22 protein-coding genes are annotated in these 23,735 nt (G+C 73.6%); 16 read left to right on the plus strand and 6 right to left on the minus strand.

Annotation, left to right across the window (positions count from 1 at the left end; translation table 11 throughout):
* Nucleotides 1-8: 8 nt before the first annotated feature.
* The gene (locus tag ACRYRX_RS12065; RefSeq protein WP_432512178.1) at nucleotides 9-1,127 is read left to right on the plus strand and encodes a quercetin 2,3-dioxygenase; all 1,119 of its coding nucleotides are present in this window, start codon (nucleotides 9-11) and stop codon (nucleotides 1,125-1,127) included.
* 10 nt (nucleotides 1,128-1,137) lie between these two features.
* Here ACRYRX_RS12065 and ACRYRX_RS12070 read toward each other — a convergent pair whose 3' ends face one another.
* Nucleotides 1,138-2,067: a LysR family transcriptional regulator gene (locus ACRYRX_RS12070; protein ID WP_432512179.1), complete on the minus strand. Its 930-nt coding sequence runs from the start codon at nucleotides 2,065-2,067 to the stop codon at nucleotides 1,138-1,140.
* Nucleotides 2,068-2,139: 72 nt separating this feature from the next.
* Here ACRYRX_RS12070 and ACRYRX_RS12075 point away from each other — a divergent pair, with 72 nt between their 5' ends.
* Nucleotides 2,140-2,829, plus strand: a complete 690-nt coding sequence (locus tag ACRYRX_RS12075) for an aspartate/glutamate racemase family protein (protein WP_432512180.1) — start codon at nucleotides 2,140-2,142, stop codon at nucleotides 2,827-2,829.
* Between the two features lie 6 nt (nucleotides 2,830-2,835).
* Here ACRYRX_RS12075 and ACRYRX_RS12080 read toward each other — a convergent pair whose 3' ends face one another.
* Nucleotides 2,836-4,308 (minus strand): diguanylate cyclase domain-containing protein, encoded by a 1,473-nt coding sequence (locus tag ACRYRX_RS12080; protein ID WP_432512181.1) that lies wholly within the window; start codon nucleotides 4,306-4,308, stop codon nucleotides 2,836-2,838.
* Between the two features lie 150 nt (nucleotides 4,309-4,458).
* Here ACRYRX_RS12080 and purS point away from each other — a divergent pair, with 150 nt between their 5' ends.
* The 5 genes from purS (at nucleotide 4,459) to ACRYRX_RS12105 (ending at nucleotide 9,541) form a co-directional block, all read left to right on the plus strand.
* Nucleotides 4,459-4,725 (plus strand): phosphoribosylformylglycinamidine synthase subunit PurS, encoded by a 267-nt coding sequence (gene purS / locus ACRYRX_RS12085; RefSeq protein WP_432512182.1) that lies wholly within the window; start codon nucleotides 4,459-4,461, stop codon nucleotides 4,723-4,725.
* Nucleotides 4,722-5,399 carry a phosphoribosylformylglycinamidine synthase subunit PurQ gene (gene purQ, locus ACRYRX_RS12090; protein WP_432512183.1) on the plus strand — a complete coding sequence of 226 codons (678 nt, stop codon included), beginning with the start codon at nucleotides 4,722-4,724 and terminating at the stop codon, nucleotides 5,397-5,399. Before purS ends, purQ begins: the two co-directional genes overlap by 4 nt.
* Nucleotides 5,396-7,687: a phosphoribosylformylglycinamidine synthase subunit PurL gene (gene purL, locus ACRYRX_RS12095; protein WP_432512184.1), complete on the plus strand. Its 2,292-nt coding sequence runs from the start codon at nucleotides 5,396-5,398 to the stop codon at nucleotides 7,685-7,687. Before purQ ends, purL begins: the two co-directional genes overlap by 4 nt.
* A gap of 274 nt (nucleotides 7,688-7,961) precedes the next feature.
* Nucleotides 7,962-8,651 (plus strand): copper homeostasis protein CutC, encoded by a 690-nt coding sequence (locus ACRYRX_RS12100; RefSeq protein ID WP_432512185.1) that lies wholly within the window; start codon nucleotides 7,962-7,964, stop codon nucleotides 8,649-8,651.
* Nucleotides 8,648-9,541 carry an aminoglycoside phosphotransferase family protein gene (locus ACRYRX_RS12105; protein WP_432512186.1) on the plus strand — a complete coding sequence of 298 codons (894 nt, stop codon included), beginning with the start codon at nucleotides 8,648-8,650 and terminating at the stop codon, nucleotides 9,539-9,541. Before ACRYRX_RS12100 ends, ACRYRX_RS12105 begins: the two co-directional genes overlap by 4 nt.
* Here the strand turns inward: ACRYRX_RS12105 and ACRYRX_RS12110 are convergent.
* The 3 genes from ACRYRX_RS12110 to ACRYRX_RS12120 are packed head-to-tail and all read right to left on the minus strand — an operon-like array spanning nucleotide 9,491 to nucleotide 11,394.
* On the minus strand, nucleotides 9,491-10,105 hold the full coding sequence (locus tag ACRYRX_RS12110; RefSeq protein ID WP_432512187.1) for a hypothetical protein: 615 nt from the start codon (nucleotides 10,103-10,105) through the stop codon (nucleotides 9,491-9,493). The two genes, ACRYRX_RS12105 and ACRYRX_RS12110, sit on opposite strands and share 51 nt — an antisense overlap.
* A complete protein-coding gene (locus ACRYRX_RS12115) occupies nucleotides 10,081-10,848 on the minus strand; it encodes a hypothetical protein (RefSeq protein ID WP_432512188.1) in 768 nt (255 codons plus the stop codon). The genes ACRYRX_RS12110 and ACRYRX_RS12115 overlap by 25 nt, the downstream gene beginning before the upstream one ends.
* A 60-nt stretch (nucleotides 10,849-10,908) precedes the next feature.
* Nucleotides 10,909-11,394 carry a heme-degrading domain-containing protein gene (locus tag ACRYRX_RS12120; RefSeq protein ID WP_432512189.1) on the minus strand — a complete coding sequence of 162 codons (486 nt, stop codon included), beginning with the start codon at nucleotides 11,392-11,394 and terminating at the stop codon, nucleotides 10,909-10,911.
* Nucleotides 11,395-11,666: 272 nt separating this feature from the next.
* Between ACRYRX_RS12120 and ACRYRX_RS12125 the strand changes: the two genes are divergently transcribed.
* The gene (locus ACRYRX_RS12125) at nucleotides 11,667-13,136 is read left to right on the plus strand and encodes a sugar porter family MFS transporter (protein ID WP_432512190.1); all 1,470 of its coding nucleotides are present in this window, start codon (nucleotides 11,667-11,669) and stop codon (nucleotides 13,134-13,136) included.
* A 104-nt stretch (nucleotides 13,137-13,240) separates the two neighbouring features.
* Nucleotides 13,241-14,839 carry a methyl-accepting chemotaxis protein gene (locus ACRYRX_RS12130; protein WP_432512191.1) on the plus strand — a complete coding sequence of 533 codons (1,599 nt, stop codon included), beginning with the start codon at nucleotides 13,241-13,243 and terminating at the stop codon, nucleotides 14,837-14,839.
* An 84-nt stretch (nucleotides 14,840-14,923) separates the two neighbouring features.
* Here ACRYRX_RS12130 and ACRYRX_RS12135 read toward each other — a convergent pair whose 3' ends face one another.
* A complete protein-coding gene (locus tag ACRYRX_RS12135) occupies nucleotides 14,924-15,661 on the minus strand; it encodes a GntR family transcriptional regulator (protein ID WP_432512192.1) in 738 nt (245 codons plus the stop codon).
* A 254-nt stretch (nucleotides 15,662-15,915) separates the two neighbouring features.
* On the opposite strand from ACRYRX_RS12135, the gene iolC reads away from it, so the two are divergent.
* The 7 genes from iolC (at nucleotide 15,916) to ACRYRX_RS12170 (ending at nucleotide 23,730) form a co-directional block, all read left to right on the plus strand.
* Nucleotides 15,916-16,860 (plus strand): 5-dehydro-2-deoxygluconokinase, encoded by a 945-nt coding sequence (gene iolC / locus ACRYRX_RS12140; protein WP_432512307.1) that lies wholly within the window; start codon nucleotides 15,916-15,918, stop codon nucleotides 16,858-16,860.
* The gene (locus tag ACRYRX_RS12145; protein WP_432512193.1) at nucleotides 16,853-17,743 is read left to right on the plus strand and encodes a Cgl0159 family (beta/alpha)8-fold protein; all 891 of its coding nucleotides are present in this window, start codon (nucleotides 16,853-16,855) and stop codon (nucleotides 17,741-17,743) included. Before iolC ends, ACRYRX_RS12145 begins: the two co-directional genes overlap by 8 nt.
* 11 nt (nucleotides 17,744-17,754) lie before the next feature.
* Nucleotides 17,755-18,669, plus strand: coding sequence for a 5-deoxy-glucuronate isomerase (gene iolB / locus ACRYRX_RS12150; RefSeq protein ID WP_432512194.1), 915 nt, complete (start codon nucleotides 17,755-17,757; stop codon nucleotides 18,667-18,669).
* A 9-nt stretch (nucleotides 18,670-18,678) separates the two neighbouring features.
* Nucleotides 18,679-20,610: a 3D-(3,5/4)-trihydroxycyclohexane-1,2-dione acylhydrolase (decyclizing) gene (gene iolD, locus ACRYRX_RS12155; protein ID WP_432512195.1), complete on the plus strand. Its 1,932-nt coding sequence runs from the start codon at nucleotides 18,679-18,681 to the stop codon at nucleotides 20,608-20,610.
* A 279-nt stretch (nucleotides 20,611-20,889) separates the two neighbouring features.
* Nucleotides 20,890-21,777: a TIM barrel protein gene (locus ACRYRX_RS12160; RefSeq protein ID WP_432512196.1), complete on the plus strand. Its 888-nt coding sequence runs from the start codon at nucleotides 20,890-20,892 to the stop codon at nucleotides 21,775-21,777.
* 40 nt (nucleotides 21,778-21,817) lie between these two features.
* Nucleotides 21,818-22,903, plus strand: a complete 1,086-nt coding sequence (locus ACRYRX_RS12165) for an ABC transporter permease (protein ID WP_432512197.1) — start codon at nucleotides 21,818-21,820, stop codon at nucleotides 22,901-22,903.
* On the plus strand, nucleotides 22,900-23,730 hold the full coding sequence (locus ACRYRX_RS12170; RefSeq protein ID WP_432512198.1) for an ATP-binding cassette domain-containing protein: 831 nt from the start codon (nucleotides 22,900-22,902) through the stop codon (nucleotides 23,728-23,730). Before ACRYRX_RS12165 ends, ACRYRX_RS12170 begins: the two co-directional genes overlap by 4 nt.
* The last annotated feature ends 5 nt before the right edge of the window (nucleotides 23,731-23,735 follow it).

Below are 23,735 nucleotides of genomic sequence, written 5' to 3' on the forward strand. Positions count from 1 at the left end.
GGAGAACCGTGGAGATCGACGTCCGGGACCGTCCCCGCCTCGACCTGGAGGTCGTGCACGGCCTCGCGCCGGTGCGCGACCAGCTGCCCGGCGAGCCGGTGCCCTACGTGGTCGCCCACGGCGAGGGGCACCGCTACGAGCTCGACGGCCAGCTGTGGACGGTGTTCGCGCGCGCCGCCGACACCGGCGGGCTGTTCGACGCCGCCTGGGTGGACGGCCCGCGCGGGGCGGTCACCGCGCCGCACGCGCACCGCGACCGGCAGCGCTCGTTCGTCGTGGTGAGGGGCAGCGTGCGGGTGCAGCTGGGGCCGGCGGCCCGGGTGCTCGTGCCGGGGGACTCCTTCAACGTCCCGGCGGGCACGGCCGTCGGCTGGCGGTTCCTGGCCCACGGCACCCGCCTGCTGACGTGGGCGGCGCCGGGCGGGGCGCTGGCCCTGGTGGAGCAGCTCGGGACGCGCGTCGACGTGCACACCCACCGCGACCGGCCCTCCGGCTCGCCCTCGCCCGAGCAGCAGCGCGAGGCCGGGGCGCCGCTGGGGGTGACGTTCCCGACGGCGCGGGAGGTGCGCGCCCTGGAGACCTGGGACGCCGACCTGCCCGGCGGGGTGGAGCCGTACTTCCTGCGCGCCGGGGAGGGGGACCGGCTGCGCACCCCCGACGCGCTCTACACGTACCTCTCGCGCGGGCGGAACACCGACCACCGGTACTTCGCGATCCACACGGTCGGCGCCCCGGGGCGGTACTTCGGGCGGCACTTCCACCGCGAGCACACCGAGAACTTCCTCTGCCTGGCCGGGCGGGTGTGGTTGTGGGTCAACGGGACCGAGGTGCTGCTGACGCCGGGCGACTTCGTGCACGCCCCGGCCGGGACGATCCACACGTTCGCCTTCGACGCCCACCGCACCGAGATGCTGGGGATCCTGACCCCCGACGTGTTCGAGCCGTTCTTCGGCGTCCTGGGCTCGCCCACGGAGGACCGCTCCTACCCCGAACCGGGGACGGTGAGCAGCGAGAGCACCGACCTGGTCGGCCCGCCGCCGGTGGAGGTGCTGCAGAAGCTGCAGGACGAGCTGGACCTGGTGCTCGTCGGCCCGCCGCCGGAGCGCCGCGCGGGCCTGGGGATCTGAGCGGGGGGACTCACCCGGCGAACCCGGCGAACCCGGCGAACCCGGCGAGCCGGTCGGCGAAGGCCGTCGCCCACCCGGTCGCCGGGGTCCCCTCCCGGACCAGGACGGCGAGGTCGCGCCCGGTGGGCGGGTCGAGGGGGAGGGCCACGAGGCCGGGGCGGCGGTGGGCGGTCAGCGCCAGCTCCGGCAGGACCGCCAGCCCCTGACCGGCGGCCACCATCGCCTGCATCAGCACGTAGTCGTCGGTGACCTGGTGGTGCAGCCGGGTCCGGACCCCGGACCGGGCGCAGTGCCGTTCCCACCGGGCCCGGCAGGTCGGGCAGCCCGCGACGACGGCGGTGCCCCCCAGCGCGGCCAGGGGGACCCGCGGGCCCCGCGCGAGGGGGTGGCCCTCGGGCGCGACGAGCACGAGGGGGTCGTGGCGCAGCGGCCGCACGGTGGTGCCGGGGGTGGCGACCCCTCCGGGGTCGCCGACGTCGTGGAAGACCACGGCGAGGTCGGCGGCCCCCTCGCGCAGGGCCTGGACCGCGGCCGGCGGTTCGGCCTGCAGGACGTCGACCCCGAGGTCGGGGGCACCGGCCGCGAGGTCGCGGACGGCGTCGAGGACGAGCGTGGCGCAGGCGGTGGGGAAGGCGGCGACGCGCAGGCGCGCGGGGCGGTCGGTGGCCAGGCCCGGCAGGCAGTCCGCGGCCGCCCGCAGCGCGGCGGCGACGCCCGCGGCGTGCCCGGCGAGCACCGCGCCGGCCGCGGTGGTGCGCACGCCCCGCCCGTGGCGCTCGACGAGGGCGCACCCGGCGGCCCGCTCCAGCCGGCGCACGTGCTGGGCCACGGCGGGGTGGGTCCACCCCAGCTCCCGGGCGGCGCCGGACAGCGACCCGTGGCGGACGACCAGGTGCAGCACGACGAGGCTGCGGGGGTCGAGGTCCAGCGGCGTCGACATGGAAGCCATGGTTGCAGGTGGTGCCACGAGATCGCTCTTCTCCTTCCGCCCGCGGGTCGTCAGGCTGGGGGCGTGCAGAGGATCGGGGTCATCGGGGGCATGAGCTGGGAGTCGACCGCGGAGTACCTGCGGCTGCTCAACCAGGGGGTCCGCGGACGCCTGGGGGGGCTGCACTCGGCGCGGCTGGCCGTGGGGGCGGTCGACTTCGCCGACGTGGAAGCGCTGCAGGTCGCCGGCCGCTGGGGGGCGGCCGGCGACCTGCTGGCGGCGGAGGCGCGGGGGCTGGAGGCCGCGGGGGCGGACCTGCTGCTCATCGCCTCGAACACCATGCACGAGGTGTACGACGACGTCGCCGGGGCGGTCGCGGTGCCGGTGCTGCACCTCGCCGACGTCACCGCCGCGGCCGTCACCGCGACCGGGCTGTCCCGCGTGGGGCTGCTGTCGACGCGGTACACCGCCGAGCGGGAGTTCTACCGGGGCCGGCTCGCCGACCGGGGGGTGGAGACGCTGGTGCCGGACCCGGCCGGCCGCGAGGAGGTCCAGCGGATCATCTTCGAGGAGCTGTGCACGGGCCGGGTCGAGGCCGCGTCCCGGCAGCGGCTGCTGGCGGTCGCGGGGGACCTGCTCGCCGCCGGCGCGGAGGGGATCGTGCTGGGCTGCACCGAGCTGGAGCTCAGCGTCGGCGCGGGCGACCTGCCCGTCCCCGTCTTCCCCACCACCACGCTGCACTGCCGGGCGGCGCTGGACCTGGCCCTGGGGTGACCCGGCTCAGGCCTCGTCGACGGCCAGCACGCTGCGGCAGCCGCCGGCGCGCTTGGCGGCGTACATCGCGGCGTCGGCCCGGTGCAGCAGCGACTGGGCCGCCTCGCCGGGCACGGCGGGGGCCACGCCCACGCTGGCGCTGATGGTGGCGGGCCCGGCGCTCAGCAGGAACGGCTGGCGCAGGGCCGCGACCACGGCGTCGCCGGTGTCCTCGACCTGCCCGGGCAGCCCGTCGGGCAGCAGGACGGCGAACTCGTCCCCGCCCAGCCGCGCGGGCCGGCCGTTCGCGCCGACGGTGGCGCGCAGCCGCCGGGCGACCTCCGCGAGCAGCTCGTCACCGGCCGTGTGGCCCAGGGTGTCGTTGACGGCCTTGAACCCGTCGAGGTCGACGAACAGGACCGCGACGGCGGCCTCGGACGCGACCGCGTCGGCGAGCTGCTGGGTGAAGGCGCGCCGGTTGTCCAGCCCGGTGAGGGGGTCCAGCAGCGCCGCGCGCTCGGAGGCCTCGGCCTGCGCGACCCGGTGCACCGCGGTGGCCGCGATGAGGGCCAGCGCCTCCACCGCGGAGGTGTCGAAACCCGCCGAGTCCCGGTTCGTGGGGGCGGGGGTGACGATCCAGCGGGGGGCGCCGTCGGGTCCCGGCGGCAGGGGGCGGCCGGTCTCGCCGTCGTCGGGGACCCGGCCCAGGACCCGCAGCTGGCCCCCGGACAGCAGCGCCGAGCCGTGCCGCTCCAGGGCGGCCACGAGCTCGGCGTCGGTGCTGACGGTGTGCATCCGCACCGAGGCCTGGAACAGCTCCTGCTGCTGGGCGCGCCGCTGGTGGGCGGTGCGCCAGCCCCAGGAGGCGACGACGACGGCCGCACCGGGCACGAGGGTCAGGTTCGTGACCCAGCCGGGCATGGCGAGGTCCACCGCGGCGGAGAGGTAGCCGAGGCTGGCCACGACGAGGAACAGGGCCCCGCCGACGAAGGTCCCCGGGTGCAGCAGCTCCGCGGCCAGCGGCCGGCGGTGCTCCACGGCGATGGAGACCGCGGACAGCAGGGCGTCGACGAGGTAGTAGGTGCCCGCCCCGAGCAGGGCGGCCAGCAGCTGGCGGGGGCTGACCGGGTCGGCGGCCGGCTGCACGGCGACGGTCACCAGGGTGGCGGCCAGCGCCGACAGCAGCGAGGACCCCGCGTTGAACAGCCGGCTGGTCCAGGAGCGGCGGTCCACGAGGTAGGAGGCCAGCGCGGTGCAGCACCAGGCCAGCAGCGCCGTCGCGGGCCGGTCGGCGTGCGAGGTGAGCAGGAAGAACAGCAGCACCGGGGCGAAGGGCACGAGGATGCCGGTGTTGATCCCGGTTACCATGAGCGGGAAGCGGGTGAGCAGCCAGCCGGTCGGCAGGCAGATCGCCAGGGCCACCAGCAGGGAGGGGTCGGACCCCTCGGCGCGCCAGGCCAGCAGCGCCCCCACCAGGACCGCCAGACCCAGCGCGAACACGGCGGTGTCGACGAGGGTCGACGCGCTCGGCCGACGGAACCTCCGGTTGGATCCCACGTCCTCACGTCGGCACCGGCGGCGCGGTCCTTGAGCCCTCCCGGCGGCGGTAACCTGGAGATCGCCGATCCCCCTCTCGAAGGAGCGCCGCGCATGGGCCGCGTCGTCATCGACGTCATGCCGAAACCCGAGATCCTCGACCCGCAGGGGAAGGCCGTCGTCGGCGCCCTCCCGCGCCTGGGGTTCGATCTCTTCACCAGCGTCCGCCAGGGCAAGCGCTTCGAGCTCGAGGTCGAGGGGGACGTCACCCCCGAGGTCCTCGACCAGGCGCGCCAGGCCGCCGAGAAGCTGCTGTCCAACCCCGTCATCGAGGACGTCGTGAGCGTCCGCGAGGCGAGCGCGGCCGAGGCGCAGGCGTGAAGGTCGGCGTCGTCACCTTCCCCGGTTCCCTCGACGACGGCGACGCCCGCCGCGCCGTGACCCTCGCCGGCGGCGAGGCCGTGGCGCTGTGGCACGCCGACGCCGACCTGCGCGGCGTCGACGCCGTCGTGCTGCCGGGCGGCTTCTCCTACGGCGACTACCTGCGCTGCGGGGCCATCGCCCGGTTCGCCCCGGTCATGACCGAGGTCGTCCGCGCCGCCGGGGGCGGGATGCCCGTCCTGGGCATCTGCAACGGCTTCCAGGTGCTGTGCGAGTCGCACCTGCTGCCCGGCGCCCTGGTCCGCAACGACCACCAGAAGTTCCTGTGCACGGACCAGCGGCTGCGGGTGGAGTCCACCGGCACCGCCTGGACCTCCTCGTTCACCGCCGGCCAGGAGATCACGATCCCGCTGAAGAACGGCGAGGGCGGTTTCGTCGCCGACGAGGCCACCCTGGACCGCCTCGAGGGGGAGGGCCGCGTGGTCTTCCGCTACCTGGGCGGCAACCCGAACGGGTCGCTGCGCGACATCGCCGGGATCAGCAACGACCGCGGCAACGTGGTGGGGCTCATGCCGCACCCCGAGCACGCCGTGGAGGAGGTCTTCGGTCCCGGCCTGGACGGCCTGGGCCTGTTCACGTCCGTGCTGAAGGCCGGGCTGGAGGCCGTCTCGTGAGCACCCTCGACACCGTCACCCGGGCGGAGCAGACCCCCGACCACCCGCAGCCGTGGTCCGAGCTGGGTCTGAAGGCCGACGAGTACCAGCGGATCCGCGAGATCCTCGAGCGCCGCCCCACGGGCGCGGAGCTGGCGATGTACTCGGTCATGTGGAGCGAGCACTGCTCCTACAAGAGCTCCAAGGTGCACCTGCGGACCTTCGGCGACCACGTCACCGAGGCCATGCGGGAGCACCTCATGGTCGGCATCGGGGAGAACGCCGGCGTCGTCGACATCGGCCAGGGCTGGGCGGTGACCTTCAAGGTCGAGTCCCACAACCACCCCAGCTACATCGAGCCCTACCAGGGCGCGGCCACCGGCGTCGGCGGGATCATCCGCGACATCATGGCCATGGGCGCCCGCCCGATCGCCGTCATGGACTCCCTGCGGTTCGGCGCGATCGACCACCCCGACACCGCGCGCGTCGTCCCCGGGGTCGTCTCCGGCGTCGGCGGGTACGGCAACTGCATCGGGCTGCCCAACATCGGCGGCGAGGTCGTCTTCGACCCCACCTACCAGGGCAACCCGCTCGTCAACGCGCTGTGCGTGGGCGCCATGAAGCACGAGGACCTGCACCTGGCGAACGCCCGCGGCGCGGGCAACCTCGTCGTCCTGTTCGGCGCCCGCACCGGCGGCGACGGCATCGGCGGGGTCTCGGTGCTGGCCAGCGAGACGTTCGACGCGACCGGCCCCTCGAAGCGGCCGGCGGTGCAGGTGGGCGACCCGTTCCAGGAGAAGGTGCTCATCGAGTGCTGCCTGGAGCTGTTCCACGCGGGCCTGGTCGAGGGCATCCAGGACCTCGGCGGTGCCGGGTTGTCCTGCGCCACCAGCGAACTGGCCTCCGCCGGGGACGGCGGGATGCTCATCCACCTCGACCGCGTCCCGCTGCGCGACCCCTCGCTCTCGCCCGAGGAGATCCTCATGAGCGAGTCGCAGGAACGCATGATGGCGATCGTCACCCCCGCCAACATCGACGCCTTCCTCGCCGTGACGGCGAAGTGGGACGTCGAGACCGCGGTCCTCGGTGAGGTCACCGACGGCGACCACCTCGTCGTGCAGTGGCACGGCGAGACCGTCGTGGACGTCCCGCCGCGCACCGTCGCCCACGACGGCCCGGTGTACCAGCGCCCGTACGAGCGGCCCGCCTCCCAGGACGCCCTGCAGGCGAACACCCCCGACGCCCTGCCGCGCCCGGCCTCGGACGACGAGCTGCGGGCGCTGCTGCTGCGGATGGCCGGTTCGCCGAACCTGTCCTCCCGGGCCTGGGTCACCGACCAGTACGACCGGTACGTCCTGGGCGGCACCGCGCTCGCCACCCCCGACGACGCCGGGGTCGTGCGCGTCGACGAGGAGACCCACCTCGGCGTCGCGCTGTCCCTGGACGGCAACGGCCGGTTCGCCCGGCTCGACCCCCGCACCGGGGCCGCGTTGGCGCTGGCCGAGGCGTACCGCAACGTCGCCGCGGCGGGTGCGAAGCCGCTGGCCGTCACCGACTGCCTGAACTTCGGCTCCCCCGAGGACCCCGGCGTCATGTGGCAGTTCGCCGAGGCCGTGCAGGGCCTGGCCCTGGCCTGCGAGGAGCTCGGCGTCCCCGTGACCGGCGGGAACGTCTCGCTGTACAACCAGACCGGCGACGAGGGGCTGGACTCGGCGATCCTGCCGACGCCCGTCATCGGGGTCCTCGGCGTCCTCGACGACGTCCGCCGCCGCACCCCCTCGGGGTGGCGGGAGTCCGGGCAGAACGTCTACCTGCTGGGCACCACCCGCGCCGAGCTCGGCGGGTCGGAGTGGGCCTGGGCCGAGCACGGCCACCTCGGCGGGCTGCCGCCGGTGCTGGACCTCGCGCACGAGAAGCTGCTGGCCGACGTGCTCGTGCAGTGCTCGCGCGACGGCCTGGTCGACGCCGCGCACGACCTGTCCGACGGCGGCCTCGCGCAGGCCCTCGTGGAGTCGGTGCTCCGCTACGGCGTGGGCGCGCGGGTGTGGCTGGACGAGCTGTGCGAGCGCGACGGGATCGACGCGTTCACCGCCCTGTTCTCCGAGTCCGCGGGCCGCGCGATCGTGTCCGTGCCGCGCGAGGAGGAGGTGCGGTTCACCGACATGTGCACCGCGCGCGGCCTGGCGCACCTGCGCATCGGCGTCACCGACGCCGAGCCGGGCGTCCTGGACGTCCAGGGCCGCTTCCAGGTCCCGGTCGAGGAGCTGCGCGCGACGCACACCGCGACGCTGCCGGAGCACTTCGGCTGAGCACCCCGCCCCGGAGGGCCGGTCCGCGTTGCGGGCCGGCCCTCCGTCGTCCCACGCCCCACCCCGCCCTCGCGATCGAGGACACCCGCTCCGCGATCGAGGACACCCGCTCCGCGATCAAGGACACCCGCTCCGCGATCAAGGACACCCGCTCCGCGATCAAGGACACCCGCACCGGGAGAGCTCCCGCAGTCCTTGATCACCGGCCGAGTGTCCTTGATCGCGGGGAGGGGTGGGGGTGGATCGGCGGGTCGATCCACGACAGGGTGGGCCCGTGCCGAAGGTCGAGATCGCCGTCACCGACGTCGCCGGGGTCCGCGTCGCCCGGGCCGCGGGGGCGCACCGCGTGGAGCTGTGCGTCGCCCTGGAGGTCGGCGGCCTGACCCCGTCGGTCGGCCTGGTCGAGCGGGCCGTGGAGGCGGCCGGGCCCGTCGGGGTGCACGTGCTGCTGCGTCCGCGCCCGGGGGACTTCCACCACGACGCCGACGAGTCCGCCGTCGTCCTGCGCGACGCGTGGGCTTCGCTGGACGCGGGGGCGGCCGGGCTCGTCGTCGGCCCCCTGCGGCCCGACGGCCGGCTCGACGTCGACGCGCTGCTGCGGCTGCGCGAACTCGCCGGTGACGCCGACCTGACGGTGCACCGCGCCTTCGACGTCCACCCCGACGTCGAGCGCGGCGTGCAGGACCTCCTCGACGCCGGGGTCGACCGCGTCCTCACCTCCGGCGGCGCGACCTCGGCCCACGACGGGACCGACCGCATCGCCCGGACCGTCGCGGCCGCCGCCGGCCGGGTCGCCGTCGTGGCCGGCGGCGGTGTCCGTCCCGAGCGGATCGGTGAGCTCGTCGCCGTCACGGGGGTCGGCGACGTCCACCTGTCGGCCCGCCGCCCGGCCGGGCCGGACGAGGGGTTCGGCGCCCGGTCCGTCGTGGACCCCGACGTGGTCCGCGCGGCGGTGTCGGCGTGACCCCGGTGATGCACGACGACGAGGTCGAGGTGCCGCCGGCGCTGGTCGCCGAGCTCGTGCGCACCCGGTTCCCGGACTGGGCCGGGCTGCCGCTGACCGCCCTGCACGGCACCGGCACGGTGAACGCGGTGTTCCGGCTCGGCGAGGACCTCGTGGTCCGGCTGCCGCGGCGCCCCGGCCCGGCCGCGCAGCTGCCCGCGGAGCTGGCGGCCACCCGGGAGCTGTTCGGCCGCACCCGGTTCCCCACCCCCGAGGTCGTGGCCGTCGGTGACCCCGGCGCGGGGTACCCCTTCAGCTGGAGCGTCGTGCGCTGGATCCCCGGCACCCCCGCCGACGAGGTCGGCACCGCCGACGCGCAGGACCTCGCGGCCGACCTCGCCGAGTTCGTCCGCGGGGTCCGCGACCTGTCGCTGCACGGTCGCCGGTTCTCCGGCGACGGCCGCGGCGGTGACCTGCACCGCCACGACGGGTGGGTGCGGGAGTGCTTCGAGCGCAGCGGGGAACTCCTCGACGTCCCCGCGCTGCGCGCCCTGTGGGAGCGCTACCTGAGGCTGCCGCACGTGTCGGCGGACGTCGTGACGCACGGCGACCTCGTGCCGGGGAACGTGCTCATCACCGGCGGGCGGCTGGCCGGGGTCCTCGACGTCGGCGGGCTGGGACCGGCCGACCCGGCCCTGGACCTCATCGCGGGGTGGCACCTGTTCGAGGGCGCGGCGCGGGAGCGGTTCCGGGCCGGGTGCGCCGGCGGGGACCTGGACTGGGTGCGGGGCCAGGCGTGGGCGTTCGTGCAGGCGGTCGGCCTCGTCTGGTACTACGTCCGCTCGAACCCGCGGATGAGCTCACTCGGCGCGCGCACGCTCGCGCGGATCGTCGCCGACCCGCTGGTGTGAGCGTTCGCGGGTCGTGACGAGGGCGACGACGACGGCGACGTCCACCGCCACGGCCAGCAGCGCCAGGCCGCCGTCGACGACCCGGTCGCCCGGGTCCACCGACGGCACCGCCCCCACGTGGTCGGCCCGCTGCCGCGCGGTGGGGCCGGTGACCAGGGCCCACACCGCGACCGCGGTGGTCAGGGCCGTCCACAGGGCGCACCCGGCGGCGAGGGCGCCCACGAGGAGGCGGGGGCGCTCGACCCCGCGGACCAGCCACCCGGGACGTCCCGACACCACGACCGCGGCCAGGGCGAGCAGGGCGACCGCGCTCGTCGCGGCGGGGGGCGTGAGCTGCGTCAGGGTCGTCACGACGTCCCACCGGTCGGCGAAGGGGCGGCCCGACTCCCGGGCCCACATGCCGCCGTTGACGGACGCCTGCACGCCGTCGTCGGTCAGCACGTGCACCACGGTGGCCGCGGACAGCGCCGCGGGTGCGGCAGCGGCGGCGGCCAGCGCCCCGAACACCCACGACCACCGGTCGGCGCCCGGCCCGCCGGTCAGGGCGCCGGGCGGCGGTACCACGCGTACTCCTCCTCGGTGGGGCGCGGCAGGTCCTCCGGTTCGGACCGGGGTTCCGCCTCGCGCTCGGGTTCGGGTCCGGGTCCCGGCTCCGGGTCCGGTTCGGGCGGCGGGGCCGCGGCGCGCGCGGGGGCCGGGGCCGCCGGGCCCAGGAGCACGACCCCGGCGACGACGGCGAACGCGGCGCACGCGAGGGCGTTCGCCACGGGCGTCGCGAAGGCCACGAACTGCGAGGGCCAGCCCGCCCCGTACCCGGTCTCCTCCTGCCGGGTCGACAGCACCAGGACCGCGACCCGCGCGGCGGCGGCGAGCGCGCAGCCCGCACCGGCGGCGGCGGCCACGGCGCGCAGCGGCCGCGGCAGCCGCCAGCGTCCCCGGCCGGTGAGGTGGAGCCCGGCGAGCGCGGCGGTCGCGGCGGTCGCGGTGAGCACCGGCAGGTCGAGGTCGACGAGCCCGGTCAGCACCGCCCAGCGGTCCCAGAAGCCGACGTCGGGAGCGGGGGCCGGGGTGCCGTCCTCGGTGTACCCGGTCAGGTAGGGGTCGTCGACGGCGCCGGTCAGGACGCGGGCGGCGACGACGGCGAGCAGCAGCGGCTGCGCGAGGGCCACGGCGGCGAGCACCCACGCGGCCGCGGCGAGCGGGCGGGGGAGGGGCCCGGCGCGGTCGGGTTCCTCCACCGGTCCCCGGTCCGGGTCCTGGGGCGGGTCCTGGGGCGGTGGCGTCGCGCCGTGCGGGAGGTCGACCACGCCACCACCCTAGGAGGGGTCGTGCGCCCGGGGAGGCGAACCCGCCCGCGGGTGCCGTCCTCAGCCGGCGGAGGCGAGGAACTCCCCGAGGACCTCCACGACCAGCGCGTGGTCGTCGTCCTGCGGCAGTCCCGAGACGGCCACGGCGCCGACCACCCCGACGCCGCGCACCCGGATCGGGAACGCTCCGCCGTGCGCGGCGAACGTCGCGGTGTCGAGCCGGGAGTGGGTGTCGAAGTCGCCGCCCTCCAGCCGCCACCGGGTGCCGACGAGGTACGAGGAGCGGTTGAACCGGTCGACGACGTTCATCTTGCGCTGCGCCCAGGCGTCGTGGTCGGCCGCCGAGCCGGGCAGCGCGGCGTGGAACAGGCGCTGGCCGTTGCGGCGGATCGCGACGGCGACGGGCAGGCCGGCGGCGCGGGCGCGCTCGACGAGCAGGCAGCCCAGCCGCCAGGCGTCGTCCTCGTCGAAGCGGTCGAGCACGAGGCGCTCCTCGTCGGCGGTCAGCCGGGCCAGCAGTTCGGCGTCGGTCTCGGCGGTGCTCACGGGGTTCTCCTGGGGTCGGTGGGAGGACGGGCCGGCCGATCCTCTCGCGTCGCCGGCTGGGCCGGCGGCCCGGATCGCGTGGTCCCGCTGCGTGGCCGACACTGGACGCTGAGGTGATCGAGGGCTCTCTGAGGTGTCTTTGTCTTGACATCTTCACCAGCTCCGACCTACCGTCCCCGGGTGTCGTCACCGCCGATGCCGCGGTGACGCGGCCGGGTCCACACGGACGGTGGACCCGAGCGCGAGACCCAGCGCAGGACGAAGGAGTTCTCTTGTCGACCACCCAGGGCCAGTCGGATCCCGTCGGTGGGGGCGTGCGCACCGCGCTGCCGCCGCTGACGGCCGGCCCGCACAGCAAACGCCTCGGAACCGTCGCCCTGGTCGCCACCTTCGGCGGCCTGCTCTTCGGGTACGACACCAGCGTCATCAACGGTGCGCTGGAACCGATGGTCGTCGAGCTCGGCCTCACGACGTTCACCGAGGGCGTCGTGACCAGCTCGCTGCTGTTCGGCGCCGCCGTCGGCGCCATCTCCGGCGGCCGGCTCTCCGACGCCTGGGGGCGTCGCAAGACCATCCTGCTGATGGCGCTGTTCTTCTTCGTCGGCGCCCTCGTGTGCGTGTTCGCCCCGAACTTCGAGGTCATGGTCGTCGGCCGGGTGCTGCTCGGCCTCGCCGTCGGCGCGGCCTCGACCGTCGTGCCGGTGTTCCTGGCCGAGCTGGCGCCGTACGAGATCCGCGGGTCCCTCTCGGGCCGCAACGAGATGATGATCGTCGTCGGTCAGCTCGCCGCGTTCGTCGTCAACGCCATCGTCGGCAACATCTGGGGCGAGTACGGCGGCGTCTGGCGCATCATGCTGGCGGTCGTCACGCTGCCGGCGATCGCGCTGTTCGTCGGGATGCTGCGCGTGCCGGAGTCGCCGCGCTGGCTGATCGACCGCGGCCAGTTCGACGAGGCCGTCGCGGTCCTCGAGCAGGTCCGCACGCCCGAGCGCGCGCGGGCCGAGGCCCGTCAGATCGCCGACCTCACCTACGAGGAGTCCAAGCGGGAGAACCTCGACTGGCGCAGCATCCTGTCGAACCGCTGGCTGCGCCGGATCCTGCTCGTCGGCATCGGCCTCGGTGTGGCGCAGCAGCTCACCGGGATCAACTCGATCATGTACTACGGCCAGGTCATCCTGAAGGAGGCCGGCTTCGACGACGAGACGGCCCTCATCGTGAACATCGCCCCCGGGGTCATCGCGGTGATCGGCGCCTTCATCGCCCTGCGCATGATGGACAGCTTCAGCCGCCGCAAGACCTTCATCATCGGCTTCACCCTGACGACGGTCTGCCACCTGCTCATCGGCATCGGCTCGCTCCTGCTGCCCGTCGGCAACCCGCTGCGGCCGTGGGTGATCCTCTTCCTCGTCGTCGCCTTCGTGGGCTCGATGCAGACCTTCCTGAACGTCGCGGTCTGGGTCACCCTCGCCGAGATCTTCCCGCTGAAGATGCGCGCGTTCGGCATGGGCGCCTCGGTGTTCGTGCTCTGGCTGACCAACGCCTTCCTCGGCCTGTACTTCCCGACCCTGGTCAGCGCCCTCGGGATCACCGGCTGCTTCTTCGGGTTCGCCGTGGTCAACCTGCTCGCGCTCGTCTTCGTCAAGAGCCAGGTCCCCGAGACCCGCGGCCGCACCCTCGAGGAGCTCGAGGCGGCCGTCACCACCGGGCGCATCTACGACAGGGAAGTGCGCGACTTCGCCTGACCGCGGATCGCGGTGCAGGACGCCGTGGACGGGACACCGGCGCCGGGCGCCCGACTTCGACCTCGGAGGGTCGAGTCGGGGCGCCCGGCGCCGATGTGTCGTCCATGACCTGGTCTCTCAAGGACGTCAGCGTCTCGCGCGAGCTCGGTGCCGTGGGGCTGCTCCTCCTGGTGTCCACCGGGGTGCTGGCGGGCACCTCCGTCGTCGTGGCCGACGGGCTGGCCCAGGGCCAGCAGTCGATGTACGAGCACAACGTCCGCGCCGCCGTCGAGCTCGGCCGCGTCCGGGCGTCGTTCAACGCGTCCGCCAAGGACGACACGGACATGCTCATCACCCAGGAAGCCGACGTGAAGACGGCCGAGGTGCGGGACCAGAACCGCGCCGGGCACGACGCCGAGGTGGACCAGGCGTGGGAGAACTACCTCGCCTGCGGCCCCGCGAGCAGCACGGCGCTGCGGGACGGTTTCGAGAGCGACCTCGCGACGTACCGGCAGGCGCGCGTCGACGACCTCGACCCCGAGGCGATCAAGGGTGACAACGCGGCGTGGGTCGACGCCTACCGGGCCTCGCCCGCGCTCAACGCGTTCGCCGACATCAACACCGCCCTCGACGAGATGCAGGAGGCGGAGTCGGCCGCGGCCGCGGCCGCCGCCGAGGCCGGGCGCGCCGACTTCCGGCGCTCCGTCGTGGTCGTCGTGGCCGTCGCGGTCGCCACCCTCGCGGTCCTGCTGGCTTTCCTGGTCGTCATCGCCCGCAGCATCGTCGGCCCGCTGGCCCGGACCCGCGTGGTCGCCCAGGGCCTCTTGGAGGGGCGTCTGGACCAGCGCATCGAGGTGACGTCGCAGGACGACCTCGGGCGCACCGCGCAGGCCCTCAACAGCGCCTTCGACGAGTTCGCCGGGGCCCTGCGGGAGATCACCGCCAGCACCGACACCCTCGTCGGGTCGGCGCAGGGCATGACCCGCGTCGCGACCGAGCTGTCGTCCCAGGCCGCGGCCACCGACTCCCAGAGCCGCCTGGTCTCGACCGCCAGCCACGAGATCTCCGTCAACATCAGCACCGTCGCCGCGGCCGGTGAGGAGATGACCGCCGCGATCCGCGAGATCGCCTCCTCGACCGCCGACGCGTCCGCCGTCGCCGCCTCCGCCGTGAGCGCCGCGGAGTCGGCCCGCGAGACCATCGGGCGCCTCGACACCTCCAGCCGGGAGATCGGCGACGTCGTCAAGCTCATCACCTCCATCGCCGAGCAGACCAACCTGCTGGCCCTCAACGCGACCATCGAGGCCGCCCGCGCCGGTGACGCCGGCAAGGGGTTCGCCGTGGTGGCCGGTGAGGTCAAGGAGCTGGCGCAGCAGACCGCCCGCGCCACCGAGTCGATCGTCGCCCGGGTCCAGGCGACGCAGACCGACACGGCCGCGGCGGGCACCGCGATCGGTGAGATCACCGAGGTCATCGCCCGCATCGACGGCCTGCAGGCCACCATCGCGGCGGCGGTGGAGGAGCAGTCCGCCACGACGGCCGAGATGGTCCGCAACGTCGACGAGGTGTCGTCGGGCTCGCACGAGATCTCCTCGACGATCGTCGCGATCGCCGACTCGGTGGCCGGGACGACGACCTCCGCGGAGACGTCCGAGCGGACCGCCTCGGAGGTGTCCGAGGCGGCGGCCCGGCTGCGCACCCTGGTCGGGGAGTTCCGCTTCTGACCCCGCGCCCGGCGCGCACGGCCCCGGTGGCCGGGGACCCTCGTCCCCGGCCACCGGGGCCGCGTGCGTCCCGCCGTCGCCCGCTCAGCGGTCGACGAGCGTGACCTCGAAGGCGTAGCGGCTGGCGCGGTAGACGTGCCGGCCGTACTCCACGACGCGGCCGGAGTCGTCGTGCGTGGTGCGTTCCATGGTCAGCAGCGGGGAGCCGCGGCGCTCGTCGAGCAGCGAGCACTCCTCGCTGCTGCCGCGGCGGGCGCCGATCCGCTGCCGGGCCACGCGCATGCCGACGCCGCGGCTGCGCAGCAGCTGGTACATGCCGCGCTCGGTGAGGGCCTCGACGGAGAGGTCGGTGAAGGGCGCGGGCAGCCAGTTCTCCAGGACCGCCAGCGGCTCGCCGCCGGACATCCGCAGGCGGCGGATGTGCAGCAGGGGGGTGCCGGGGCTGACGGCGAGGCTGCCGGCGACGTCGTCGTCGGCGCCGCTCATCTCGTGCAGGAGGACCTGCGTGGAGGGCTGCTGCCCGGACTGCACGAGGTCGTCGTGCAGGCTCGTCAGCTCCACCGGCCGGGTGACCTGGCCGTGGACGACCTGGGTGCCGACCCCGCGCTTGCGCACGAGCAGCCCCTTGTCGACGAGCTGCTGGATCGCCCGGCGCATCGTGGGCCGGGACAGGCCCAGCTGGTCGGCGAGGTGGATCTCGTTGTCCAGGCGCGAGCCGGGGGGCAGTCGGCCGCCTTCGATGGCCTGCTCGATCTGCCGCGCCACCTGGAAGTACAGCGGGACGGGGCTCGAGCGGTCGAGGTCGACGAACAGATCGCTCACCACTGGTTGCTCCTGGTTCCTGGGGGGCGCGTCCGCAACGTCGCCGACGGCCGTCCGCACATGGTAACGGTCATGAGGTCCGTACGTCAGGAGGTTCGTTTGTCAGGACAAAGCTTGACAGAAGGACCTCTCACGGAGCACCCTCGACCGTGCCACCGCGCCGCTGCGGCCCGGGACGGCAGAGGACAACCGGACTGGGAGGACTCCTCGTGAGTGAAGGCGTGAGCAACTCGGCCGCGCTGGACGTCGTGACCATGGGCAGGGTCGGCGTCGACATCTACCCGTTGCAGGACAACGTGGGCCTGGAGGACGTCGAGACCTTCGGGAAGTACCTCGGCGGCAGCGCCACGAACGTCGCGGTCGCCGCCGCCCGGCACGGCCGCTCGTCGGCCGTCATCACCCGCACCGGGCGCGACGCCTTCGGCACGTTCATCCACAAGGCCCTGGCCGAGTTCGGCGTGTCCGACCAGTTCGTGACCGCGGTGGAGGACCTGAACACCCCGCTGGCGTTCTGCGAGATCTACCCGCCGGACAACTTCCCGCTGCTGTTCTACCGGCAGCCGACCGCCCCCGACCTGCAGATCCGGGCCGAGGAGCTCGACCTCGACGCGATCCGCGGCGCCGGCGTGTTCTGGGCGACCGTCACGGGGCTGTCGGAGGAGCCGAGCCGCGGGGCGCACTTCGCCGCGTGGGAGGCCCGCGCCCGCAAGCCGTTCACGGTGCTCGACCTCGACTACCGCGAGATGTTCTGGTCCTCGCCCGAGCTGGCCACCGAGCAGGTCCGCCGGGCCCTGCCGCACGTGACGGTCGCGGTCGGCAACAAGGAGGAGTGCGCGGTCGCCGTCGGCGAGACCGAGCCCCGCCGGGCCGCCGAGGCGCTGCTGGACGCCGGGGTCGAGATCGCCATCGTCAAGCAGGGCCCCCGCGGCGTCCTGGGGGCGACGCGCGACGCCGGCGGCACCACCGCGTTCGTCGAGGTCCCCCCGACCCCGGTGTCCGTCATCAACGGGCTGGGGGCCGGCGACAGCTTCGGCGGCGCCCTGGTCCACGGGCTGCTCTCCGGCTGGGAGCTCGAGCGCACCCTGCGCTTCGCCAACGCCGCCGGCGCGATCGTGGCCACCCGCCGCGAGTGCTCCACCGCCATGCCCTTCACCTCCGAGGTGGAGGCCCTGCTCGAGGAGGTCGCTTCCCGTGCCTGACCAGAACGGTTTCGCGAAGGACTACGCCGAGGTCGCGGAGATCCGCGCCCGGCACCCCGAGCGCATCGCGGAGCTGTCCCGGGCCCGTCGCCGCCGGCCGCTGCTGGAGGCCGACGGCCGGCTCATGGTCGTCGCGGCCGACCACCCCGCCCGCGGGGCCAACGGCGTCGGCTCGAACCCCATGGCGATGGCCGACCGCACCGAGCTGCTCGACCGCCTCCAGGTGGCGCTGAAGGTGCCCGGCGTCGACGGCCTGCTCGGCTCGGCCGACATCATCGAGGACCTCACGCTCCTGGGGGCGCTGGAGGGCAAGGTCGTCTTCGGCTCGATGAACCGCGGTGGCCTGCAGGGCGCCACGTTCGAGCTCGACGACCGCTTCACCGGGTACGACGCGCAGGCGATCGAGGACATGAACCTCGACGGCGGCAAGTTCCTCACCCGCATCGCGCTGGACTCCGAGGGCACCCTGCCGACGCTGACGGCCTCGGCCGACGCGATCAGCGAGCTCGCCGCGCGCAGGCTGGTCGCCATGATCGAGCCGTTCTGGTCCTCGGTCCGCGACGGCAAGGTCGTCCACGACCTGAGCGCCGAGGGCGTCATCAAGTCGATCAACGTCGCGCAGGCGCTGGGCCGCACCACGGCCTACACCTGGCTGAAGATCCCCGTGGTGGACGACATGGAACGCGTCATGGAGTCCACGACGTTCCCGACGCTGCTGCTCGGCGGGGACCCCGCGACCTCCCCGGAGGAGACGTTCGCCACCTGGCGCAAGGCGCTCGCCCTGCCGTCGGTGCGGGGCCTGACCGTCGGGCGCACGCTGCTCTACCCGCCGGACGGTGACGTCGAGTCCGCCGTCAAGACCGCCGTCTCGCTCGTCCGCTGAGGAGCCCCGCAGTGACCGACCCGAACCTGTACGTCCCCGCCGGTTCCGCCGCGGCGGACGGTTTCGACCTGGTCGTCACGCCGGAGTCCGCGGGCTGGGGGTTCTCCAGCCTGCGGACCCTGACGCTGGCCCCCGGTGCCTCGCACACGTTCTCCACCGGTGAGGACGAGCTCCTCGTCCTGCCGCTGTCGGGCTCGGCGTCCGTCACGGTCGAGGGCGAGACGATCGAGCTCACCGGCCGCACCGGGGTCTTCGACGGCGTGAGCGACTTCGCGTACGTCGGCCGCGACAGCGAGCTGACGGTCCACAGTGCCGCAGGCGGCGTGTTCTCGTTCCCGGGCGCACGGGCGTCACGCCGCCTGCCCTTCCGCTACGGCCCGGCCTCGGGCGTGCCCGTCGAGCTGCGCGGTGCCGGCCAGGCCAGCCGCCAGGTCAACAACTTCGCCACCCCGGCGGTGTTCGAGACCGACAAGCTCATCGCCTGCGAGGTGATCACCCCCGGCGGGAACTGGTCCTCCTACCCGCCGCACCGGCACGACCGGTCCAGCGACGTGGAGAGCGAGCTGGAGGAGATCTACTACTACGAGTTCCGGGCGCTGGCTCCCGAGGGCGTCCCCACGGTCCCCGGCGGCCTGGGCCTGCAGCAGGCCTACGGCGACGACGAGCGTCCGCTGGAGGTCCTCGAGGAGGTGCACGGCGGTGACGTCGTGCTGCTCCCGCACGGGTGGCACGGCCCCTCCGTCGCGTCCCCGGCCTACGACATGTACTACCTCAACGTCATGGCCGGGCCCGAGGCCGAGCGCGCCTGGAAGATCTGCGACGATCCGGCCCACGGCTGGATCCGGTCGACCTGGGAGGGGCAGGCCGTCGATCCGCGGCTGCCCTTCTACTCCACCCCCGACACCGACGTCCACGCCGAGAACTGAGAGAGACCGATGAGCGCAGTACCCCCGAACCCGGCCGTGCAGACGGTGCGGCTGACGGTCTCGCAGGCCGTCGTGCGTTTCCTCCAGGCGCAGTTCAGCGAACGCGACGGCGTTCGCCGGCAGTTCTTCGGCGGGGTGTTCGGCATCTTCGGGCACGGCAACGTGGCCGGCGTCGGGCAGGCCCTGCTGGAGGCCGAGGAGGGGGCGCTGGGCGACGGCTGGGTGCCCCCGGCGAAGGTCCCGTACATGACCGGCCGCAACGAGCAGTCGATGGTGCACGCGGCCGTCGGGTACGCCCGTCAGCAGGACCGCCTGCAGACGCTCGCGGTGACCGCCTCGGTCGGCCCGGGCTCGTCGAACATGCTGACCGGTGCGGCGCTGGCCACCATCAACCGCATCCCCGTGCTGCTGCTGCCCAGCGACGTCTTCGCCACCCGCGTCGCCTCGCCGGTGCTGCAGGAGCTGGAGCAGCCCTACGGCTACGACGTGTCGGTGAACGACGCCTTCCGCCCGCTGTCGAAGTTCTTCGACCGCGTGTGGCGCCCGGAGCAGCTGGCCTCGGCCCTGCTGGGGGCGATGCGCGTGCTGACCGACCCCGCCGAGACGGGTGCGGCGACCGTCTGCCTGCCCGAGGACCTGCAGGCCGAGGCGTGGGACTTCCCCGTCGACCTGTTCAAGGAGCGCACCTGGCGCATCGCGCGCCCGGTCCCCGAGCAGGTCGCGATCGAGGAGGCCGCAGCGGTCATCCGGTCCGCGAAGGCCCCGCTCGTCGTGGCCGGCGGCGGCGTCGTGTACTCGCAGGCCACCGAGGCGCTCAAGGCGTTCGTCGAGGCGACGGGCATCCCGGTCGGGCAGTCCCAGGCCGGCAAGGGCGCCATCCGCTACGACCACCCGCTGTCGCTGGGGGCCATCGGTTCCACGGGCACCACGGCGGCGAACGAGATCGCGGCCGAGGCCGACGTCGTCATCGGCGTCGGCACCCGGTACTCGGACTTCACGACCGGTTCGCGCACCGCGTTCCAGAACCCGGACGTGAGGTTCGTCAACGTCAACGTGGCCTCGATCGACGCCGTCAAGCACGCCGGGGTCCCCGTGCAGGCCGACGCCCGCACGGCGCTGGAGATGCTGACGCAGGCCCTGGCGGGCTTCTCCACCCCCGACGCCTACCGGGAGCGGGCCGCCCGCCTGAACCGCGAGTGGGACGCAGTGGTGTCGGAGTTCTACGGCTCGGGCATCGGGGAGCGCACGGGGCTGCTGGCCCAGGCCGAGGTCATCGGCGCCGTCGACGAGGTCGTGTCCGACCGCGACGTCGTGGTGTGCGCGGCGGGGTCGCTGCCGGGGGACCTGCACTGCATGTGGCGCAGCCGCGACCCGAAGCAGTACCACGTGGAGTACGGCTACTCCTGCATGGGTTACGAGATCCCCGGCGGCATCGGGGTGGCCCTGGCCGCCCCGGACCGCGACGTGTTCATCACGGTCGGGGACGGCTCGTACCTGATGTCCCCCACGGAGCTCGTGACGGCCGTCCAGGAGGGCGTGAAGGTCATCGTGGTGCTGCTGCAGAACCACGGCTTCGCCTCGATCGGCGCCCTGTCCGAGCAGCACGGCTCGCAGCGGTACGGCACGAAGTACCGCAGGCGCTCGGAGTCGGGCCGCCTCGACGGCGACAAGCTGCCGGTGGACCTGGCCGCGAACGCCGAGAGCATGGGCGTCCGGACGCTGCGCCCGACGAACCGCAAGGAGCTCGTGGAGGCCCTGCACGACGCCAAGGCGTCCTCGGAGTCGACCGTCGTGTACGTCGAGACCGACCTGTACTCCGAGGCGCCCGACGGCGGCGGCTGGTGGGACGTCCCGGTGTCGGAGGTCTCGCACCTGGAGTCCACCCGCACGGCGCGCACCTGGTACGAGGGCAAGAAGGCCGCCCAGCGGCCGCTGATCTGACCCGCGACGCCCGCGACCTCCCCGGAGCACGCCGGCCGGGGAGGTCGTGTCGCGTTCTGCGGCAACGGTTCGGTCACGGCACGCCGCCGCCGGCGCCGCACCGGCGCCCGTGATCGTTCACGGGCGCCCGCACCGCACCTCCCGGGCGCTCGATGCGTCCGGGAGGTGAGTATGTAACGACAATCGCTTGACAGCCTGCGGCTGTTCGCGCGACAGTTCAGCAGTCGCACTCCCCGCCGGGGAACCTGCGACGCACGACGACGTGGAGGAAAGTTCCCCATGGGCCGCTCCATCACCATCGGCACCGCCCCCGACTCCTGGGGTGTCTGGTTCGCCGACGACGAGCTCCAGACCCCCGCACCCCGCTTCCTCGACGAGGTCGTCGAAGCCGGGTACGAGTGGATCGAGCTCGGTCCCTACGGCTACCTGCCGACCGACCCCTCGGAGCTGTCCGACGAGCTCGCCAAGCGCAAGCTCAAGGTCTCCGCCGGCACCATCTTCGCCGCCCTGCACCGCCCCGACCACTACGACGAGGCGTGGGCGCAGGTCGAGCAGGTCGCGAAGCTGACCCAGGCCATGGGCGGGACGCACCTGGTCGTCATCCCCGGCCAGTGGCGCAGCGACAAGACCGGTGAGCAGATCGAGCCGCGGGAGCTGGACGAGGAGTCCTGGGCGCGCCTGGCCGCGGGCATGGACCGGCTCGGTCGGGACGTCAAGAACGGGTACGGCCTGCAGATGGCCGTCCACTCCCACGCCGACACCCACATCGACACCCAGGACCAGGTCGAGCGCTTCCTGGAGCTGACCGACGACGACTCGGTCAAGCTGTGCCTGGACACCGGCCACGTCTCGTACTCCGGCGGCGACAACCTCGCCCTCATCAACGGCTACCCCGACCGCATCGCGTACGTGCACCTCAAGCAGGTGAACCCCGAGGTCGTCGCCAAGGTGAAGGCCGAGGACCTCGGCTTCGGCGACGCGGTCAAGCTCGGCGCGATGGTCGAGCCGCCGGCCGGCATCCCCGAGATGCCGCCGATCCTCGAGGCCCTCGAAGGGCTGGGCCGCGACATCTTCGCGATCGTGGAGCAGGACCTGTACCCGGTCGCGTTCGACAAGCCGCTGCCCATCGCGACCCGCACGCGCGCTTACCTCAATTCCTGCCGCTAGTCCGCCGGTTCGGCTCGGCACCTTCAAGGAGGACGGATCGATGGAGATTCGAACGGACGCGGGCGGGGCTCCGGCCCCGGCCCCGACGACGCACGCGGGCGGGAAGGCCACTTCGGCCGACGACCGCGTCCAGCGCCGGTCACCGCTGGCCAGCCTGGTCTCGCGCCCCGAGATCGGCTCGCTCATCGGGGCCATCGCACTGCTGGTGCTGTTCCTGGTGGTGGCCCCGACCCTGCGGTCGGGGGCATCCCTGTTCACCGTCCTCTACTCGTCGTCGACCATCGGCATCATGGCGGTGTCGGTGGCCCTGCTGATGATCGGCGGCGAGTTCGACCTGTCGGCCGGCGTGGCGGTGACGACGGCCTCGCTGACGGCGTCGATGGTGGCCTACCAGCTCCACCTCAACGTGTGGGTGGGCGTGCTCGCGGCGCTGGTGCTGGCGCTGGCGGTGGGCCTGTTCAACGGCTGGCTGCTGGTGCGGACGGGCCTGCCGTCGTTCATCATCACGCTCGGGTCGTTCTTCATGCTGACGGGCCTGAACCTGGGCGTCACGAAGGTGATCACCGGCGGGGTGTCCTCGCCGACCATCAGCGACATGGACGGCTACGCCTCGGCGAAGGCCTTCTTCAACTACTCGCTGCCGGTGGGCAACGGGCTGCGGGTGCCGATCATCTTCTGGCTGGTGCTGGTGGTCGTCGCGACGTGGATCCTGCTGAGGACGAGGATCGGCAACTGGATCTTCGCGGCCGGGGGCGACCCGGCGGCGGCCCGTGCGGTCGGTGTCCCGGTCAAGGCCACGAAGATCGGGCTGTTCATGGCGGTGGGCTTCACCGCGTGGCTGCTCGGGATGCACAACCTCTTCGCGTTCTCCAACGCCCAGTCCGGCAACGGCGTCGGCAACGAGCTCTACTACATCATCGCCGCGGTCGTGGGCGGGTGCCTGATGACCGGCGGGTACGGGTCGGCGATCGGCGCGGCGATCGGCGCGCTGATCTACGGGGTCGTGACGAACGGCATCGTGTACGCCGGCTGGAACGCCGACTGGAACCGGCTCTTCCTGGGCGCGATGCTCGTCATCGCGACCATCGTCAACCTCGTCGTGAAGAACCAGGCGGCCAAGCGATGACACCGAACGGGAACGCCCCCACGCTCTCCCCGAACACCGAGATCCTGTCCCTGCGGGACGTCGGCAAGCGCTACGGCAACGTGCACGCGCTGCGCGGTGTGTCCCTGTCGGTGAAGCAGGGTGAGATCACCTGCGTGCTCGGCGACAACGGCGCCGGCAAGTCGACGCTCATCAAGATCATCGCCGGCCTGCACTCCCACACCGACGGCACCCTGGTCGTCAACGGCGAGGAGGTGACGTTCACCTCCCCGCGCGAGTCGCTGGACCGCGGGATCGCCACCGTCTACCAGGACCTCGCGCTGGTCCCGCTGATGTCGATCTGGCGCAACTTCTTCCTGGGCCAGGAGCTCCGCAAGGGCTGGGGCCCGTTCGCCCACCTGGACGTCAAGCGGATGATGCAGATCACCGGTGAGGAGCTCACCAAGATGGGGATCTCCGTGCCGGACCTCGACCGTCCGGTGGGGGCCCTGTCGGGTGGTCAGCGGCAGTGCATCGCGATCGCCCGGGCCATCTACTTCGGCGCGAAGGTGCTGATCCTCGACGAGCCGACGGCGGCCCTGGGGGTCAAGCAGTCGGGCGTGGTGCTGAAGTACGTGGCCAAGGCCCGCGACGCGGGGCTGGGCGTCATCTTCATCACGCACAACCCGCACCACGCCTACCTGGTGGGCAACCACTTCGTGATCCTCAACCGCGGGAACGTGTCCTTGGACTCGTCCCGGGCTGACATCACCCTCGATCGTCTCACCAACGAGATGGCCGGCGGCGCGGAGCTCGAGGCGCTGAGCCACGAGCTGTCCGCCGTCACGGCAGCGACCGACGCGAACTGAGAACT

Source organism: Kineococcus lubricus (genome assembly GCF_050871965.1).
Lineage (GTDB): Bacteria > Actinomycetota > Actinomycetes > Actinomycetales > Kineococcaceae > Kineococcus.